This is a genomic window from Rhodococcus sp. CX, assembly GCF_015865005.1.
In the GTDB taxonomy this organism is placed as follows: Bacteria; Actinomycetota; Actinomycetes; order Mycobacteriales; family Mycobacteriaceae; genus Rhodococcus.
Window position 1 is genome coordinate 1 of sequence record NZ_JADZGH010000036.1, and the last position, 17,772, is coordinate 17,772.

The 17,772-nt window shown below is 68.9% G+C and carries 15 protein-coding genes and 1 pseudogene; 12 read left to right on the forward strand and 4 right to left on the reverse strand.

All coding sequences use genetic code 11. The features are described 5' to 3' along the window. Window positions 1-155: 155 nt before the first annotated feature. From rpsO to dapB, 9 genes are all read left to right on the forward strand, one after another. Window positions 156-425, forward strand: coding sequence for a 30S ribosomal protein S15 (gene rpsO, locus I0Q12_RS03420; protein WP_068162391.1), 270 nt, complete (start codon window positions 156-158; stop codon window positions 423-425). Between the two features lie 308 nt (window positions 426-733). Continuing rightward, a complete protein-coding gene (locus I0Q12_RS03425; protein WP_197250602.1) occupies window positions 734-3,007 on the forward strand; it encodes a polyribonucleotide nucleotidyltransferase in 2,274 nt (757 codons plus the stop codon). 288 nt (window positions 3,008-3,295) lie between these two features. Then, window positions 3,296-4,513, forward strand: coding sequence for a NarK/NasA family nitrate transporter (locus I0Q12_RS03430; RefSeq protein WP_197250614.1), 1,218 nt, complete (start codon window positions 3,296-3,298; stop codon window positions 4,511-4,513). Window positions 4,514-4,537: 24 nt separating this feature from the next. After that, window positions 4,538-8,230 (forward strand): nitrate reductase subunit alpha, encoded by a 3,693-nt coding sequence (locus I0Q12_RS03435; protein WP_197250603.1) that lies wholly within the window; start codon window positions 4,538-4,540, stop codon window positions 8,228-8,230. 45 nt (window positions 8,231-8,275) lie between these two features. Next, window positions 8,276-9,952 (forward strand): nitrate reductase subunit beta, encoded by a 1,677-nt coding sequence (narH, locus tag I0Q12_RS03440; protein WP_197250604.1) that lies wholly within the window; start codon window positions 8,276-8,278, stop codon window positions 9,950-9,952. After that, the gene (narJ, locus tag I0Q12_RS03445; protein WP_197250605.1) at window positions 9,952-10,620 is read left to right on the forward strand and encodes a nitrate reductase molybdenum cofactor assembly chaperone; all 669 of its coding nucleotides are present in this window, start codon (window positions 9,952-9,954) and stop codon (window positions 10,618-10,620) included. The genes narH and narJ overlap by 1 nt, the downstream gene beginning before the upstream one ends. Window position 10,621: 1 nt before the next feature. Next, window positions 10,622-11,353, forward strand: a complete 732-nt coding sequence (gene narI / locus I0Q12_RS03450; protein WP_197250606.1) for a respiratory nitrate reductase subunit gamma — start codon at window positions 10,622-10,624, stop codon at window positions 11,351-11,353. A gap of 113 nt (window positions 11,354-11,466) precedes the next feature. Further along, a complete protein-coding gene (locus I0Q12_RS03455; RefSeq protein ID WP_197250607.1) occupies window positions 11,467-12,810 on the forward strand; it encodes a pitrilysin family protein in 1,344 nt (447 codons plus the stop codon). A gap of 83 nt (window positions 12,811-12,893) precedes the next feature. After that, a complete protein-coding gene (dapB, locus tag I0Q12_RS03460) occupies window positions 12,894-13,649 on the forward strand; it encodes a 4-hydroxy-tetrahydrodipicolinate reductase (RefSeq protein WP_197250615.1) in 756 nt (251 codons plus the stop codon). A 30-nt stretch (window positions 13,650-13,679) separates the two neighbouring features. Here the strand turns inward: dapB and I0Q12_RS03465 are convergent, their stop codons facing one another. Then, window positions 13,680-14,459 (reverse strand): class I SAM-dependent methyltransferase, encoded by a 780-nt coding sequence (locus I0Q12_RS03465; protein WP_197250608.1) that lies wholly within the window; start codon window positions 14,457-14,459, stop codon window positions 13,680-13,682. A gap of 113 nt (window positions 14,460-14,572) precedes the next feature. Between I0Q12_RS03465 and I0Q12_RS03470 the strand changes: the two genes are divergently transcribed. Continuing rightward, window positions 14,573-15,049 (forward strand): tetratricopeptide repeat protein, encoded by a 477-nt coding sequence (locus tag I0Q12_RS03470; RefSeq protein WP_197250609.1) that lies wholly within the window; start codon window positions 14,573-14,575, stop codon window positions 15,047-15,049. A gap of 10 nt (window positions 15,050-15,059) precedes the next feature. Then, entirely contained in the window at window positions 15,060-15,545 is a 486-nt protein-coding gene (locus I0Q12_RS03475) for a flavodoxin family protein (RefSeq protein ID WP_197250610.1), read from the forward strand. Window positions 15,546-15,603: 58 nt separating this feature from the next. Here the strand turns inward: I0Q12_RS03475 and I0Q12_RS03480 are convergent, their stop codons facing one another. The 3 genes from I0Q12_RS03480 to I0Q12_RS03490 are packed head-to-tail and all read right to left on the reverse strand — an operon-like array spanning window position 15,604 to window position 17,303. Continuing rightward, entirely contained in the window at window positions 15,604-16,167 is a 564-nt protein-coding gene (locus tag I0Q12_RS03480; protein WP_248676324.1) for a DUF3105 domain-containing protein, read from the reverse strand. Between the two features lie 47 nt (window positions 16,168-16,214). Further along, the gene (locus tag I0Q12_RS03485; protein WP_197250611.1) at window positions 16,215-16,652 is read right to left on the reverse strand and encodes an SRPBCC family protein; all 438 of its coding nucleotides are present in this window, start codon (window positions 16,650-16,652) and stop codon (window positions 16,215-16,217) included. A 60-nt stretch (window positions 16,653-16,712) separates the two neighbouring features. Then, window positions 16,713-17,303 (reverse strand): toxin-antitoxin system HicB family antitoxin, encoded by a 591-nt coding sequence (locus tag I0Q12_RS03490; protein WP_197250612.1) that lies wholly within the window; start codon window positions 17,301-17,303, stop codon window positions 16,713-16,715. A gap of 199 nt (window positions 17,304-17,502) precedes the next feature. Between I0Q12_RS03490 and thyX the strand changes: the two are divergent. Beyond that, window positions 17,503-17,772 (forward strand): annotated as a pseudogene (gene thyX, locus I0Q12_RS31810) (FAD-dependent thymidylate synthase); the annotation flags it as partial.

Sequence of the window (17,772 nt, forward strand, 5' to 3'; positions counted from 1 at the left end):
GGCGGTGGGAGCCGCCACAACGGCACACCGGGCGGGGGCCCCGTCGGCTCTGGTAGCCTGGATTCTTGGTGTGTGCTGCGGTTCGCGGTGGCCGCACCGGCGGGTCTCGTGCCCGCTTTCGTATCACGCGGACGTCAGTGATCAGGAGTATCCCAGTGGCATTGACCACCGAGCAGAAGAAGCAGATCCTCGGCGAGTACGGCCTCCACGAGACCGACACCGGTTCGCCGGAGGCGCAGGTGGCACTGCTCACCAAGCGCATCGTCGATCTGACCGAGCACCTGAAGAAGCACAAGCACGACCACCACTCCCGCCGCGGCCTGCTGCTGCTGGTCGGTCGTCGTCGCCGCCTCCTCAAGTACGTCGAGAAGGTCGACGTCGAGCGTTACCGCTCGCTCATCCAGCGTCTGGGCCTGCGTCGCTGACGCAGACCCCGAGCAAGACGATCTGCGTACGCTGATCTCTGCCGGTAGCCGACGGGAATGCCTCTAGACTGGCCTCGTCGGCTACCGGTGTTTGCGCCGGAAGACCGGCAAACGCCGCCTGGGTAGGCGGCGAACCGTATGCGCCGACGGTGTCGGTCCTCGGTAGTGACCCTCCGACCCCCGGTCATCCGGGACCGGAGGGTTTCGATCGACGACCGCCTCCGCGAGTCGGTGCGCAGCCGTGGCCAAGGGGGCCGTGGCGCCCACGCGGGTACGGCGAAGACGAAGAGGGAAGAGAAGACACAGAGATGACCAGCACCACTGCAGTCGAGGTCGACGAGGGCGTGTTCGAGACCGCCGCGACCATCGACAACGGGGCCTTCGGCACCCGCACCATTCGTTTCGAGACCGGCCGCCTGGCGCAGCAGGCCGCCGGTTCCGTCGTCGCCTACCTGGACGACGAGACCATGCTGCTGTCGGCCACCAGCGCCTCCAAGCAGCCCAAGGAGCACTTCGACTTCTTCCCGCTGACGGTGGACGTCGAGGAGCGCATGTACGCCGCGGGCCGTATCCCCGGCTCGTTCTTCCGTCGTGAGGGCCGTCCCTCGACCGACGCCATCCTGACCTGCCGCCTCATCGACCGTCCGCTGCGCCCGTCGTTCGTCGACGGCCTCCGCAACGAGATCCAGGTCGTCGTGACGGTGCTGAGCCTGAACCCGAACGACCTGTACGACGTCGTCGCGATCAACGCCGCGTCCGCGTCCACCCAGATCGCGGGCCTGCCGTTCTCCGGCCCGGTCGGTGGCGTGCGCATCGCGCTGATCACCTCGGCCGAGAACAAGACCGGCCAGTGGGTCGCTTTCCCGACCGTCGAGCAGCTCGAGAACGCCGTGTTCGACATGGTCGTCGCGGGCCGCATCGTCGCCGGTGGCGACAACCCGGACACCGCCGACGTCGCGATCATGATGGTCGAGGCCGAGGCCACCGAGAACGTCATCGCACTGATCGACGGTGGCGCGCAGGCGCCGACCGAGGCGATCGTGGCGCAGGGCCTCGAGGCCGCCAAGCCGTTCATCGCCCGCCTGTGCATCGCGCAGCAGCAGCTCGCCGCCGCCGCCGCGAAGCCCACCGGTGAGTTCCCGCTGTTCCCGGCGTACGAGTCCGACGTGTACGCCGCCGTCGAGGCCGCCGCGTCCGAGAAGCTCGCCGAGGCGCTGACCATCGCCGGCAAGCAGGAGCGCGACGACCGCACCGACGAGATCAAGGTCGAGATCCTCGAGCAGGTCGCCCCGAGCTTCGAGGGTCGTGAGAAGGAGATCGGCGCGGCGTTCCGTTCGCTGACCAAGAAGCTGGTCCGCCAGCGCATCCTGCGCGACCAGTTCCGCATCGACGGCCGCGGCATCACCGACATCCGCGCGCTCTCGGCCGAGGTCGCGGTCGTCCCCCGCGCCCACGGTTCGGCACTGTTCGAGCGCGGCGAGACCCAGATCATGGGTGTCACCACCCTGGACATGATCAAGATGGCGCAGCAGGTCGACTCGCTCGGTCCCGAGACCAGCAAGCGCTACATGCACCACTACAACTTCCCGCCCTACTCGACCGGTGAGACCGGCCGCGTCGGTTCGCCGAAGCGTCGCGAGATCGGCCACGGCGCTCTCGCCGAGCGCGCTCTCGTGCCGGTGCTGCCGAGCCAGGAGGAGTTCCCGTACGCGATCCGTCAGGTGTCCGAGGCTCTCGGCTCCAACGGTTCGACGTCGATGGGCTCGGTGTGTGCCTCCACGCTGTCGCTGCTCAATGCCGGTGTGCCGCTGAAGGCCCCGGTCGCGGGCATCGCGATGGGCCTGGTCTCCGACGAGGTCGACGGTGAGACCCGCTACGTGGCGCTGACCGACATCCTCGGTGCCGAGGACGCGTTCGGCGACATGGACTTCAAGGTCGCCGGCACCAAGGACTTCGTGACCGCCCTGCAGCTCGACACCAAGCTCGACGGCATTCCGTCGCAGGTGCTGGCGGGTGCGCTCTCGCAGGCCCACGACGCTCGCGCCACGATCCTCGAGGTCATGGCCGAGGCCATCGACACGCCGGACGAGATGAGCCCGTTCGCGCCGCGCATCACCACCATCAAGGTTCCGGTGGACAAGATCGGCGAGGTCATCGGCCCCAAGGGCAAGATGATCAACTCGATCACCGAGGAGACCGGCGCCAACATCTCCATCGAGGACGACGGCACCGTCTACGTCGGTGCGGCGGACGGCCCGTCCGCGCAGGCCGCGATCGACAAGATCAACGCCATCGCCAACCCGCAGCTCCCGAAGGTGGGCGAGCGTTTCCTCGGCACCGTGGTCAAGACCACGGCGTTCGGCGCGTTCGTCTCGCTGCTCCCGGGCCGCGACGGTCTGGTGCACATCAGCAAGCTGGGCAACGGCAAGCGGATCGCGAAGGTCGAGGACGTCGTGAACGTCGGCTCGAAGATCCGGGTCGAGATCGCCGACATCGACAACCGCGGCAAGATCAGCCTGGTTCCGGTCGAGGACGACGCGGCGGCCGCGCCGGCCGAGGGCGCCGAGAACGCGGAGGGCTGATCGCCCCTCGCGCAGTGTGATACCACACGGTTCGAAAGACCCGCCCCGGAAGGACTCAAGTCCTTCCGGGGCGGGTTTCTTTGTACCCGGGGATTGTTCGGACTGCTGTCCCGAACCCCTAGGGTATTTGTACTATGTTGTGCTGCAACGTAATTCGTAATCATAATCCGGTATTCGTCCGTGCGGAAGGGGTTGCGGAGAACCGGTCCGGAATTCACAATCCGCGAAGGCTGTAACTTTTCCCCCAAAATTGCGCCAAGATCACCCCAGGGTGGTTTCGTGGGTGACGTGAACACGGCAACGACGCCGGGTGCCGGACTTGGGCGGGGTTTCAACCTCGCCCTCGCCACCTGGGTATCAGCGATCAACTTCTGGGCCTGGAACATGATCGGCCCGCTGTCCACCACCTATGCGGGCGACCTGTCGCTCAGCAGCACGCAGGCGTCGCTGCTGGTCGCGACCCCGATCCTGGTCGGGGCGCTGGGCCGGATCGTCGTCGGATCGCTCACCGACCGCTACGGCGGCCGGATCATGTTCATCGCGATCTCGCTGGCGTCGATCCTGCCGGTGCTCGCGGTCGGCATCGCGGGCGCCGCCGGTTCGTATCCGCTGCTGCTGGTCTTCGGGTTCTTCCTCGGCGTCGCGGGCACGATCTTCGCCGTCGGTATCCCGTTCGCGAACGCCTGGTACGAACCGGCCCGCCGCGGCTTCGCGACCGGGGTGTTCGGTGCCGGCATGGTCGGCACCGCGCTCTCGGCGTTCTTCACGCCGCGGTTCGTGAACTGGTTCGGCCTCCTGGCCACCCACGTCATCATCGCGATCGCGCTCGCGGTGACCGCGGTCGTGTGCATCCTGACGATGCGCAACTCGCCCGATTTCGCTCCCAACACCGATCCGGTGGTGCCGAAGCTGACCGCAGCCCTCAAGCTCGGGGTCACCTGGGAGATGTCGTTCCTGTACGCGATCGTCTTCGGCGGCTTCGTCGCCTTCAGCAACTACCTGCCGACCTACATCAAGACGATCTACGACTTCTCCGCCGTCGACGCGGGCGCGCGCACTGCGGCGTTCGCGCTGGCCGCGGTGATCGCCCGGCCGTTCGGCGGCGCGCTCTCGGACCGCATCCCGCCGAAGTACGTGGTGCTCGCGTCCCTCGCCGGCACCGCGGTGACGGCGTTCGTCGCGATCTTCCAGCCGCCGCCGGACGTCTGGTCGGCCGCGACGTTCATCCTGCTCGCGCTGTTCCTCGGCGTCGGTACCGGTGGTGTGTTCGCCTGGGTCGCCCGCCGTTCGCCCGCCAGCTCGGTCGGATCGGTCACCGGCATCGTCGCCGCGGCCGGCGGCCTCGGCGGCTACTTCCCGCCGCTGGTGATGGGTGCGACCTACGACAGCGTCGACAACGACTACACGATCGGTCTGCTGCTCCTGGTGGCCACCGCGCTGATCGCCCTGGCCTACACCGCGCTGCGGCTCCACGCCCACGAACCTGCGCGCGATCCCGCCGCCTGACGACCACCTCCGGAAGGAACCACTGTGAACGCTCCCCACATCGGCGGTCCCGTCGAAGAACTGCTGCAGCGCAGCGGACGATTCTTCACCCCGGGTGAGATCTCGGACGACGGCCGCACCGTGACCCGCCAGGGCGGCCGCGAAGGCGACGTCTTCTACCGCGATCGCTGGAGCCACGACAAGGTGGTGCGCTCGACGCACGGCGTCAACTGCACCGGTTCGTGCTCGTGGAAGATCTACGTCAAGGACGGCATCATCACCTGGGAGACCCAGCAGACCGACTACCCGTCGGTCGGCCCGGACCGCCCCGAGTACGAGCCGCGCGGCTGCCCCCGCGGTGCCGCGTTCTCCTGGTACACCTATTCGCCGACGCGGGTGCGCTATCCGTACGCCCGCGGTGTGCTCGTGGAGATGTACCGCGAAGCCAAGGCCCGTCTCGGCGACCCGGTCCTCGCGTGGGCGGACATCCAGTCCGATCCCGAACGGCGCCGCCGCTACCAGCGGGCACGCGGCAAGGGCGGGCTGGTGCGGGTGAGCTGGGCCGAGGCCACCGAGATGATCGCCGCCGCCCACGTCCACACCATCAAGGAGTACGGCCCGGACCGGGTCGCCGGTTTCTCGCCGATTCCCGCGATGTCGATGGTGTCGTTCGCCGCCGGCTCCCGGTTCATCGAACTGCTCGGCGGTGTGATGACCTCGTTCTACGACTGGTACGCCGACCTGCCGGTCGCCTCGCCGCAGGTGTTCGGCGACCAGACCGACGTGCCCGAATCGGGGGACTGGTGGGACGCGGCCTATCTCCTCATGTGGGGATCGAACGTACCGGTCACCCGCACCCCCGACGCGCACTGGATGGCGGAGGTCCGGTACCGCGGCACCAAGGTTGTAACGGTCAGCCCCGACTACGCCGACAACACCAAGTTCGCCGACGAATGGATGCCGTGCGCGGCTGGCACCGACGGCGCCCTCGCCATGGCCATGGGCCACGTGATCCTCAACGAGTGCTTCGTGCGGGAGCGGGTGCCGTTCTTCGTCGACTACGTGCGGCGCTACACCGACCTGCCGTTCCTGGTGAAACTCGAGGAACGCGAAGGCCGGCTGGTGCCCGGCAAGAACCTCACCGCCGCCGATCTCGGGCACGACGTGGAGAACGCCGCGTTCAAGCCGGTGCTGCTCGACGGCGCCACCGACGACGTCGCGGTGCCGCACGGGTCGCTCGGGTTCCGGTACGGCGACGACGGGGTCGGCAAGTGGAACCTCGACCTCGGCGATCTCGTGCCGGCGCTGACCGTCGCGCCGCACGACGGCGCGGCGGGGGAGAGCGCCCTGATCCATCTGCCGCGCTTCGACACCCTCGACGGGCACGGCGAGACGCTGCAGCGCGGCGTTCCGGTCCGGCGTGTCGGCGAGCACCGCGTGTGCACGGTGTTCGACCTGATGCTTGCGCAGTACGGTGTGGCGCGCCCCGGTCTGCCCGGCACCTGGCCCACCGGATACGACGATCCGGCCGAGCCCTACACCCCGGCCTGGCAGGAATCGATCACGGGAGTCTCCGCGGCGCAGGCGATCCGCGTCGCGAAGGAGTTCGCGCGCAGCGCCGAGGAATCCGGCGGCCGGTCCATGATCATCATGGGCGCCGGGATCTGCCAGTGGTTCCACGGCGACGCCACCTACCGGGCGGTGCTCGCGCTGCTGCTGCTCACCGGCTCGATGGGCCGCAACGGCGGTGGCTGGGCGCACTACGTCGGGCAGGAGAAGTGCCGCCCGGTCACCGGCTGGGCCGCGATGGCCATGGGCACCGACTGGTCGCGTCCGCCCCGGCAGATGGCGGGAACCTCGTACTGGTACGCGCACACGGACCAGTGGCGCTACGACGGATACCGCGCCGATGCGCTGGCCAGTCCGCTCGGCCGCGGCCGATTCGCGGGCAAGCACACGATGGACGTGCTGGCCGCCGCGAACGCGATGGGCTGGAGTCCGTTCTTCCCGCAGTTCGACCGGTCGAGCCTCGACGTCGCCGACGACGCCCGCGCCGTCGGCCAGGAGATCCCGGCCTACGTCGCGAGCCAACTCGCGTCGGGTGACCTGAAACTGGCCGTCACCGATCCGGACAACCCGCGGAACTGGCCACGCGTGCTGAGCATCTGGCGCGCGAATCTGCTCGGGTCGTCGAGCAAGGGCAACGAGTACTTCCTGCGGCACCTGCTCGGGACCACCTCCAACGTGCAGGCCGAGCCGACCCCGGAGGAGCTGCGGCCGAACGGGGTCGTGTGGCCCGACGACATCCCCGAGGGCAAGCTCGATCTGCTCATGTCGATCGACTTCCGGATGACCTCGACGACGCTGCTGTCCGACGTGGTGCTGCCCGCCGCCACCTGGTATGAGAAGGGGGACCTGTCGAGCACCGACATGCACCCCTACATCCACGCGTTCAGCCCCGCGATCGACCCGCCGTGGGAAACGCGGTCGGACTACGAGGCGTTCGGTGCGATCGCGCGCGCGTTCAGTACGCTCGCGGCACGGCACCTGGGCACCCGCACCGACGTCGTGCTCGGCACACTGCAGCACGACACCCCGGGCGCGATGGCCTATCCCGGTGGTACCGAACACGATTGGCGGACCACCGGTGAGACGCCGGTTCCCGGGAAGACGATGGGCCCGATCGCCGTCGTCGAACGCGACTTCGCCGCGATCGCCGACAAGTGGTCGGCGCTCGGCCCGCTCGTCGACACCCTCGGCCTGACGACCAAGGGCATCACCACCCACCCGACCGAGGAGGTCGCCGAACTCGCCGCGAAGTTCGGGGTGATGGATTCCGGTGTCGCGGAGGGGCGTCCGGCGATCACCACCGCCGAGCGCATGGCCGATGTGATCCTCGCGCTGTCCGGCACGTCCAACGGCCGGCTCGCCGTCGAGGGTTTCCGGGAACTCGAGAAGCGCACCGGACGCCGTCTCGTGCACCTCGCCGAGGGCAGTGAGGAACGGCGCATCACCTACGCCGACACCCAGGCCCGCCCGGTGCCGGTGATCACCAGCCCGGAATGGTCCGGCAGCGAGACCGGTGGCCGCCGCTACGCCCCGTTCACGGTGAACATCGAGGAACTCAAGCCGTTCCACACCCTCACCGGCCGGATGCACTTCTACGTCGACCACGACTGGATCGAGGAGGTCGGCGAGCAGCTGCCCACCTACCGGCCGCCGCTGGACATGACCCGGCTGTTCGGGGAGCCCGCGGTCGGCGAGAGCGGCCGCGACGGCATCGGGCTGAGCGTGCGCTACCTGACACCGCATTCGAAGTGGTCGATCCACTCCGAGTACCAGGACAACCTGTTCATGCTGTCGCTCTCGCGCGGCGGCCCGACGATGTGGATGAGCCCGGTGGACGCGGCGAAGATCTCGGTGAAGGACAACGACTGGGTCGAGGCGGTCAACCGCAACGGTGTGGTGGTGTGCCGGGCGATCGTCTCGCACCGCATGCCGGAGGGCGTCGTGTACGTCTATCACGCGCAGGAACGCACCATCGACACGCCGCTCACCGAGACCACCGGCAACCGCGGCGGCATCCACAATTCGCTGACCCGGTTGCTGATCAAGCCTACGCATCTGGCCGGCGGCTACGCCCAGAACGCCTTCGCGTTCAACTATCTCGGGCCCACCGGCAACCAGCGCGACGAGGTGACCGTGGTGCGGCGCCGGTCGCAGGAGGTGACCTACTGACATGGACGTGATGCACGTGAACGGGTCTCGGGGAGCGAGGAAATCATGAAGGTCATGGCACAGATGGCGATGGTGATGAACCTCGACAAGTGCATCGGATGCCACACCTGTTCGGTCACCTGCAAGCAGGCCTGGACGAACCGGTCCGGTACCGAGTACGTGTGGTTCAACAACGTCGAAACCCGCCCCGGACAAGGCTATCCGCGTACCTACGAGGATCAGGAACGCTGGCGTGGTGGATGGGTCCGAGACCGCAAGGGCCGGCTGCGGCTGCGGGACGGTGGTCGCCTGCACAAGCTGTCCCGCATCTTCTCGAACCCGAAGATGCCGTCCATCGACGACTACTACGAGCCGTGGACCTACGACTACGAGAACCTGACCTCGGCGCCGGCGGGTGAGCACATGCCCGTCGCGCCGCCGCGCAGCCTCATCAGCGGCAAGCCGATGAAGGTGTCGTGGTCGGCGAACTGGGACGACGACCTCGGTGGCTCGCCGGAGATCGTGCCCGACGACCCGATCCTGAAGAAGGTCGGCGAGCAGGTGAAACTCGAACTCGAGCAGACGTTCATGTTCTACCTGCCGCGCATCTGCGAGCACTGCCTCAACCCGTCGTGCGTGTCCTCGTGCCCGTCCGGCGCGATGTACAAGCGCGTCGAGGACGGCATCGTGCTCGTCGATCAGGACCGGTGCCGCGGCTGGCGGATGTGCGTGTCCGGATGCCCGTACAAGAAGGTGTATTTCAACCACAAGACCGGCAAGGCCGAGAAATGCACGTTCTGCTACCCGCGGATCGAGGTGGGCCTGCCGACCGTGTGCTCGGAGACCTGCGTCGGCCGCCTGCGGTACCTCGGGCTGGTGCTCTACGACGTCGACCGGGTCCTCGAGGCCGCCTCGGTCGAGGACGAGACCGAGCTGTACGAAGCGCAGCGCAGCCTCATCCTGGACCCGCACGATCCGGAGGTGATCGCCGGTGCCCGCGCCGAGGGCATCTCCGACGAATGGATCGAGGCGGCACAGCGGTCGCCGGTGTACACGCTGATCCACACGTACAAGGTCGCGCTGCCGCTGCATCCGGAATACCGCACCATGCCGATGGTCTGGTACATCCCGCCGCTGTCGCCGGTGGTCGACGCCGTCAGCCGCGACGGGCACGACGGTGAGGACCTGGGCAACCTGTTCGGTGCGCTCGAAGCGCTGCGCATCCCGCTGCAGTACCTCGCGGAACTGTTCACCGCCGGTGACGTCGCACCCGTCGAGGCGGTCCTGCGCCGGCTCGCCGCGATGCGCTCGTACATGCGCGACATCAACCTCGGCCGCGAGACGCAGCCGCACATCCCCGAGTCGGTCGGCATGACCGAGGAAGAGATCTACGGGATGTACCGGTTGCTGGCGATCGCGAAATACGAAGAGCGGTATGTCATTCCGTCCGCCTACGCGGCCGAGGGGCACCGGCTCGAGGAATCGGTCACCGACTGCGCGCTGTCGTTCGAGGGGGGACCGGGCATGTACGAGTCCGGGCCGTTCGGCGAGGTCAGCGGCACTCCCGTGCCGGTGGCCGTCGAGACCTTCCACGCGCTGAAGCAACGGCAGACGAGCGAGGGCATGGCCGCCAACGCCAGTCGCCCGTCGCGGGTCAACCTGCTCAACTGGGACGGAAAGGGCGTGCCCGAGGGCATGTTCCCCGGTGCGCACCGCGCCGGCGGGCCGGAGGGAGACCGGTGATGAGACTGTTGTCGCGAGCCCGGTCCGCCCCGGCGGGGCCGACCCTGCAGGACCGGCTGGTGTGGCAGGCCGCGTCGCTGCTGCTCGCCTACCCGGACGAGGCACTGCCGCAGCGCCTCGACACGATCGAGCAGTTGCGCGCCCACGTGACCGGCCGTGCCGCCGATCTGCTCGGCCGCACCGCCGCCTGGCTGCGCGAGTCCGACCCGGTGGACGCCGCGACCACCTACGTCGACGTGTTCGACCTGCGGCGCCGGTCCACGATGTACCTGACGTACTGGACCGGCGGCGACACCCGCAACCGCGGCACCGAGATCCACGCGTTCGCGCAGGTCTACCGGGCCGCGGGCGTCGAACCGCCGGTGGGGGAGACACCCGACCATCTGCCGGTCGTCCTCGAGTTCGCCGCATCCGTCGATCCCGAGGCCGGACGGCGGCTGCTCGTCGAACACCGGGTGCCGATCGACGTGCTGCGCGAGGCATTGACCGAGGCGGGATCGCCCTACGCGCACACCGTCGAAGCGGTGTGCGCGACGCTGCCCCCGGCGACCGACCAGGAACTGCAGCGCGCGGCGCGGCTGGCCCAGGCCGGTCCGCCCGCCGAGGCCATCGGTCTGCAGCCGTTCACCCTGACGGTTCCGCCCCGACGAAACGAAGGAGAGCACTGAGATGTCCGCGGGAGAGATCTTCTGGGATGTCGTGCCGTACGTGACGCTGGCGATCGTGATCGTCGGCACCTGGTGGCGCTACCGCTACGACAAGTTCGGCTGGACCACCCGTTCGTCGCAGCTGTACGAATCCCGACTGCTGCGCATCGCGAGCCCGATGTTCCACTTCGGCATCCTCGTGGTGATCGTCGGTCACATCATCGGGCTGGTGATCCCGCAGTCGTGGACCGATGCGGTCGGGTTGAGTCAGCACGCCTACCACGTTCAGGCGGTCACGCTCGGCTCGATCGCCGGCGTCGCGACGCTCGTGGGCATCATCCTGCTGATCTACCGGCGCCGTACCCGCGGACCGGTGTTCCTCGCGACCACCGCAAACGACAAGCTCATGTACATCGTGTTGGTCGCCGCGATCGTCGCCGGGCTGGCCGCGACGCTGCTCGGTTCCGGCGTGGTCGGCGAGGAGCACAACTACCGCGAGACGGTCTCGCTGTGGTTCCGCTCCATCTGGGTCCTGCAGCCGCGCGGTGATCTCATGGCGGAGGCTCCGCTGTACTTCCACATCCACGTCCTCATCGGGCTCGCGCTGTTCGCGCTGTGGCCGTTCACCCGGCTCGTGCATGCGTTCAGCGCGCCGATCGCCTACCTGTTCCGCCCGTACGTCGTGTACCGCAGCCGGGACGTGGCACGGAAAGGCCAGCTCGTCGGGTCGCAGCCGCGGCGCCGCGGCTGGTGAGATCTCCCCGCCGCAGCCGGTGAGTTCCTCGGTCCTGAGGCGTCGCGTGTAGGGTGTGCTTTTCCCACTTCGTACCCCACGTGCCGATCGCCTCAGGACCGCAGAACACTTCCATGGCTTCCAACCGCCGTACCTCCACCGCCATCTCCGCCGACCACGCCGCAGCCGTCGCGGACTCCGGCGTGCGGCGCACCGTCCTGCCGGGCGGTGTCCGAGTTGTCACCGAGCACGTGCCGGGGGTGCGGTCCGCCGCCGTCGGCATCTGGGTGGGAGTCGGTTCCCGCGACGAACATCCGTCGGTCGCCGGCGCCGCCCACTTCCTCGAGCATCTGCTCTTCAAGGCGACCCCCACCCGCACCGCGCTCGACATCGCCGAACTCGTGGACGGTGTCGGCGGTGAACTCAACGCGTTCACGTCCAAAGAGCACACGTGCTTCTACGCGCACGTCCTCGACGACGATCTGCCGCTCGCCGTCGACGTGGTCGCCGACGTGGTGCTGCGCGGCCGGTGCCGCAGCGCCGACGTCGACGTCGAACGGCAGGTGGTGCTCGAGGAGATCGCCATGCGCGACGACGACCCCGAAGACCTCCTCGGCGACAGCTTCCTCACCGCGCTCTACGGCGACCACCCGATCGGCCGGCCCGTCATCGGCTCCGTCGAGTCGATCGAGTCGATGACCCGCAACCAGCTCCACTCGTTCCACGTCCGCCGCTACACGCCGCACCGGATGGTCGTCGCGGTCGCCGGCAACGTCGACCACGAGCACACCGTCGAGCTGGTGCGCCGCGCCTTCGCCGCCCACATCGACCGCGGGGCCCAGCCGGCGCCGCGCCGGGAGGGAACAGCGCGGCTGCGCACGCCACCGGCGCTGAGCATCACCGACCACGACGGGGAACAGGCGCACCTGTCGCTCGGGGTGCGCGCCTTCGGACGGCACGACGGTCGCCGCTGGGCACTGTCGGTGCTCAACGCCGCGATCGGCGGTGGCCTGAGCTCGCGGCTGTTCCAGGAGGTACGTGAGAAGCGCGGACTGGCCTACTCCGTGTACTCCGGGGTCGACACGTTCGCCGACACCGGCGCGTTCTCGATCTACGCCGGGTGCCAGCCCGAGAACCTCGCCGAGGTCGCGACCGTGATCCGGGAAGTGCTGCGCGACGTCGCCGACCACGGCATCACCGACGCCGAATGCGCGCGGGCGAAGGGATCGATTCGCGGTGGCCTCGTGCTCGGGCTCGAGGACACCGGTGCCCGGATGCACCGGATCGGCCGCAGCGAACTCAGCTACGGCACCCACTGGAGCGTGAGCGAGACCCTCGAGCGCATCGCCGGGGTCACGTCCGACGAGGTGCGCGCGGTCGCCGGGGAACTGCTGAACCGGCCGTTCGCGGCGGCCGTCGTGGGGCCCTACCGCCGCGCCCGGGATCTGCCCGCGTCGGTGCGCGGCATCGTGGGGTGAACCCGCGACCGGTTGCTCGGGTGGGCACCCGGATTGCGTACGCTCTTGTGCGACGGACGTGACGGAAGGGCGTGACGAGACAAGTGAACGCAACAGCTATCCGGGTGGGTGTGCTCGGAGCCAAGGGCAAGGTCGGGCAGGCGATCTGCAAGGGCGTCGAGGACGCGGCCGATCTCGAGCTGGTCGCGACCGTCGACAAGGGCGACAGCATCGAGTCGTTCGTCACGTCGGGCACCCAGGTCGTTGTCGACTTCACCAACCCCGACGTCGTCATGGGCAACCTGGAATTCCTGGTGCGCAACGGCATCCACGCGGTCGTCGGCACCACCGGCTTCGACGAGGAACGCCTCGAGAAGGTGCGCGGCTGGGTTGCCGAGTCGCCCGGAACCGGTGTGCTCATCGCCCCGAACTTCGCGATCGGCGCGGTCCTGTCGATGCGGTTCGCACAGGCCGCCGCGCGATTCTTCGATTCTGTCGAGGTCATCGAACTGCATCACCCGAACAAGGTCGACGCCCCGTCCGGAACGGCCTACCGCACGGCCGCGCTGATCGCCGAAGCCCGCGCCGCCGCGGGTGTGGGGCGCAGCCCGGACGCCACCACCACCGAACTCGAGGGTGCACGCGGCGCCGACGTCGACGGTGTGCGGGTGCATTCGGTGCGGCTCGCGGGTCTGGTCGCGCACCAGGAGGTCCTGCTCGGCACCCAGGGGGAGACCCTCACCATCCGCCACGATTCGATCGACCGGACCTCGTTCGTGCCGGGCGTACTGCTCGGCGTCCGCGAGATCGGGTCGCGACCGGGACTGACGGTCGGGATCGATCCTCTGCTCGACCTCTGACGGGGACGGGCCGCCACCGGCGGCCCGGTCCTACGTCCATCCGCGGGGAATCGTGGCGCGCGCATACCAGGCGCGGGCGTCGAGGGTGAAGGCGCCCGACGAGGGCAGTTGCTCCCGGCACGCTTCGCGAACAGCCGCCTGCTGCTGCGCGGTCAAGGTCTGCAGGTACTGGCCGGCCGGTCCGACCGCGAACGTGAACGGCTCCCAGAAGTCGTCGAAATCGGCGTAGTCGGCGCGAGCGATCAGCCTGCCGGCGATCACCTCGTCGAGACCCGCGCGGCGGAACCGGTCGGCGATGTCACCCTCGGCCGTCCCGGCCATCGCGCTCTCGCCGACGGCGTCGGGGACGACGCTGCGCACCGCCGACCAGAACACCCGCAGCATCGTCATGCCGTCGGAGGCGATGTCCCACATGCACGCTGCGACGGTGCCGCCGGGACGGGTGACGCGAGCCATCTCGCGCACGCCGCGATCCGGGTCGGACATGAATCCGATCACCAGCGCGGCCGCGGTGACATCGAACGTGTCGTCCGGCCACGGCAGGTCCTCGGCCACGCCCACGCGCACGTCGACTCCGGCGTTCCGCTCCCGGCAGGCCGCCGCGAACTGCGGTGCCGGATCGATCGCGGCGACGTGGTCCGGTCCCACCCGGGACACCATCTCCGCGGTCAAACCGCCGGGGCCGCAACCGACATCGCACACACGAAGCCCGGAGGTCACCCCTGCGGCGTCCGCGAGCGCGGCCGCGAGTGTCGGGGCGTATCGGCCCATGTACCGGTCGTACAGCTCGGCCGGGGCGGCGAATTGCATGAGACCAGTGGACGCTGTCGTCGATGGACCGTCAAGGGCCGGTGGACGTGGGCACGCTCACCCCGGCGGCGTTCGGCCGCGGGTCCCCGAACGCGGCCTGAGACAATCGGCACGTGAAGAACGAACTGACCAAGGTCCTCGTGCCGATCGCGTTCATCGTGGTCGCGCTCGTCTTCTACTTCGTGCTGCTCGGCAAGGTCGGTATCGAACTGGTCGGTTCGGGCGAAGTCGCGGCGATCGGCCTCGGCATCGGCGTGCTGCTGCTGCCGTTCGTCGGCGCGTGGATCGTCTACGCCACGATCCGCGCGGGCCTGCAGCATCAGCACCTCGCGCGCCGCATCCACGAGGAGGGCCTCGAGCTCGACGTCAGCGACCTGCCGCGGATGCCGTCCGGACGCGTCGACCGCGACGCCGCCGACCAGCTGTTCCAGCAGGTCAAGCAGGAATGGGAGGCGGACCCGGACAACTGGCGCAACTCGTACCGGCTGGCCCGCGCGTACGACCACGCCGGTGACCGGCCCCGCGCCCGCGAGACCATGCGCCGCGCGGTGGCGCTCGAGAAGCTCGAACGCGACCGGAACGCGTCGTAGTCTGCACCCTGTGACCGACCCCGCTGCTCCCCAGGATCCGGCCGAGCGCGTCCTGCTCGTCGTCCACCACACGCCGTCGCCGCCCACCCGGGAACTGCTCGAGGCGGTGCTGGCCGGCGCGAACGACCCCGAGATCACCGGGGTGCGGGTGCGTTCGGTCCCGGCTCTCGGGGCGACCGTGCCCGACGTGCTCGCCGCCGACGGCTACGTGTTCGGCACCTCGGCGAACTTCGGCTACATGTCCGGTGCGCTCAAGCACTTCTTCGACACCGTGTACTACCCGTGCCTCGACGCGGTCGCCGGGCGGCCCTATGGGCTGTGGGTGCACGGCAACAACGACACCGCCGGTGCCGTCACGTCGGTGCAGAAGATCGTCACCGGACTGGAACTGACCCAGGCGGCAGCTGTCGTGGAGGTCACCGGCCCGATCGACGCGGCGGTGCGGGAGAAGTGCTACGAACTCGGCGCGACCGTCGCCGTGACCGTCGCGGGATAGTGCGGCTGCGCCGCCCGTGTGCCTTTGTGGCGGCAGGAGCCGCCACAAAGGCACACCGCTACGGGATCGGCTGGAACGGCGGCGGATTCGCGGGATCGAAGTTCGTCGGCAGGGTCGCGCAGGTCGCGCCCGGCTCCGGGTAGGTGTTCGGATTCAGCCGCAGCGCCTCGATGAACTGATCGATGCGCGGATCGTCGGCGTCCTCGACGAACAGCCGGTGTCCCCACGACTGCAGTGAGATCGGCTGTGCCAGATCGGGATACGGCGACATGAGCATGTAGCTCACGCCGTCGACGCGGGCGGCCAGCAGGTCCACCTGCTCGTCGGAGAGCCGCTCGGGATCGTAGGTGATCCACACCGCGCCGTGCTCGAGCGAGTGCACCGCGTTCTCGCTGCGGATCGGCACCGGGTAGACGATGCCTGTGCACGTCGCCCACGCCGCGTCGTGCGGCCCACCGAACGGCGGGCTGTACTCGTACGGGACCCGCTCCGAGGCTCCCACGTGATCGCCCGCGGGATAGTCGACGATCTCGATTCCCGGGATGTCGACCGACGGATCCGCTACGGTGTCGGCCCCGGAGCCGTTCCCGTCGGACTCGGACCCGCAGCCGGCGAGGGCGATCGCGACGACAGCGCCGACCGCGACCGCGAACGACCTGCGCACCACCGTCAGACCGTCTTCGCGACGAACGCGGCCAGGCCCTTGCTCGCCGTCTCGACGGCCATCTTCTGGGCCTTCTTCACGAGGAACCCGGGCAGCGGAATCTTCGGGTCGATCGTCAGCGAGAACTCGACGCTGGTGCCGTCGGCGGTGGGCGACAGGGCGTACGCGCCGTCCTGCTGCTTCTGCTGGCTGCTCTCGACGAGCGTCCACGACATCGACTCGTTGCCGTTCCACGCATAGTCGACGACCTGCTCGTCGGTGATGCCGATGATCGACACCGTCATGCGGACGCGATGCGGGCGTCCGTCCGGGTGGGTGCTCTCGATCGTCACGGACTTGTGCGCCGAGGACCACTCCGGAAGCCGGTCCACCGCTGCGATGGCGGCCATCACCTGCTCCGGGGTCGCCTTGATCTCCGAGGTGAGGGAACTGCTGACGGCCATCGGGTTTCACTCCTTGTCCCAGGTGCGGTGCGTCGGAAATGTACCGCACCCGAGAGAAGTTCACTCTTCGTCGCGGTCGGCCTCGGGGGAATGTCCGGATTCCTCGGGGCCGGAGTCGGCCGGTTCCGGATCCTTCCGGGCGCCGGCGGCGCCGGATCGGGGCGCGCCGGGGCGACGGGGTGGACTGTACGAGCCCCAGTTGTGGTCGAATCCTGTTCTCTGATAGCGCATCTGGTCGCGCAGTGCGCCCTGCACGGCTTGCGCGACCCAGGAGTTGAGCGAGAGGCCGTTCTGCGCCGCGGCCTCCTCGGCGCGGGCCTTGATCTGCTCGACGAGTCGCAGCGTCACCCGGCTGATGTCGCCGGTGACCTCCTCGAACGTCGGTGGCGGGGTCTCGGATTCCGGTGCCCGACCGTCGTGGACCTCGACGACGGTCTCGCGTCCGTCGAGCCGGACCGTCACGCGCCGGTCCCCGAGCTGGTCGGAAACCTCGGTGGCGAGATCGGAGAGTGCGTCGAGCACGGCGAGCCGCACGGGGGCGGCGATCGCGGTGGCGAGTGCCGCGGCGGTGCGGCGGGTCTGTTCGTCACCGAGTTCCGCCGCGGCGAGCACGGCGTCGGTCACGGCGGCGGTGTAGGTCTCGATGTTCATGACGTCATAGTGACGCCATAAATGACGCCGGTCAAGCATCGTGTTGACATCATCGCGACCTCACCGAGTGCGATCGACGCGGCGCGGCTACCGTCGCACCAGAGGTAGTGAACGAAGGCAGGAGATCGCGATGGCGCCCGAAGCTGTCACACCGAAGGTTCGGCTCGTCGCCCGAACCGAATTCGTCGCGCCCGACGACGTGCCCTGGGAGACCGACGCCGACGGCGGCGAGGCACTCGTCGAATTCGCCGGTCGCGCGTGCTATCAGAGCTGGTCCAAGCCCAATCCCCGCACCGCGACGAACGCCGGCTACATCCGGCACCTCATCGACGTCGGCCACCTGTCCGTTCTCGAACACAGCTCCGCGAGCTTCTACATCACCGGCATCTCGCGGTCGTGCACCCACGAACTGATCCGGCACCGGCACTTCTCCTACTCGCAGCTCTCCCAGCGGTTCGTGCCGGGCGGC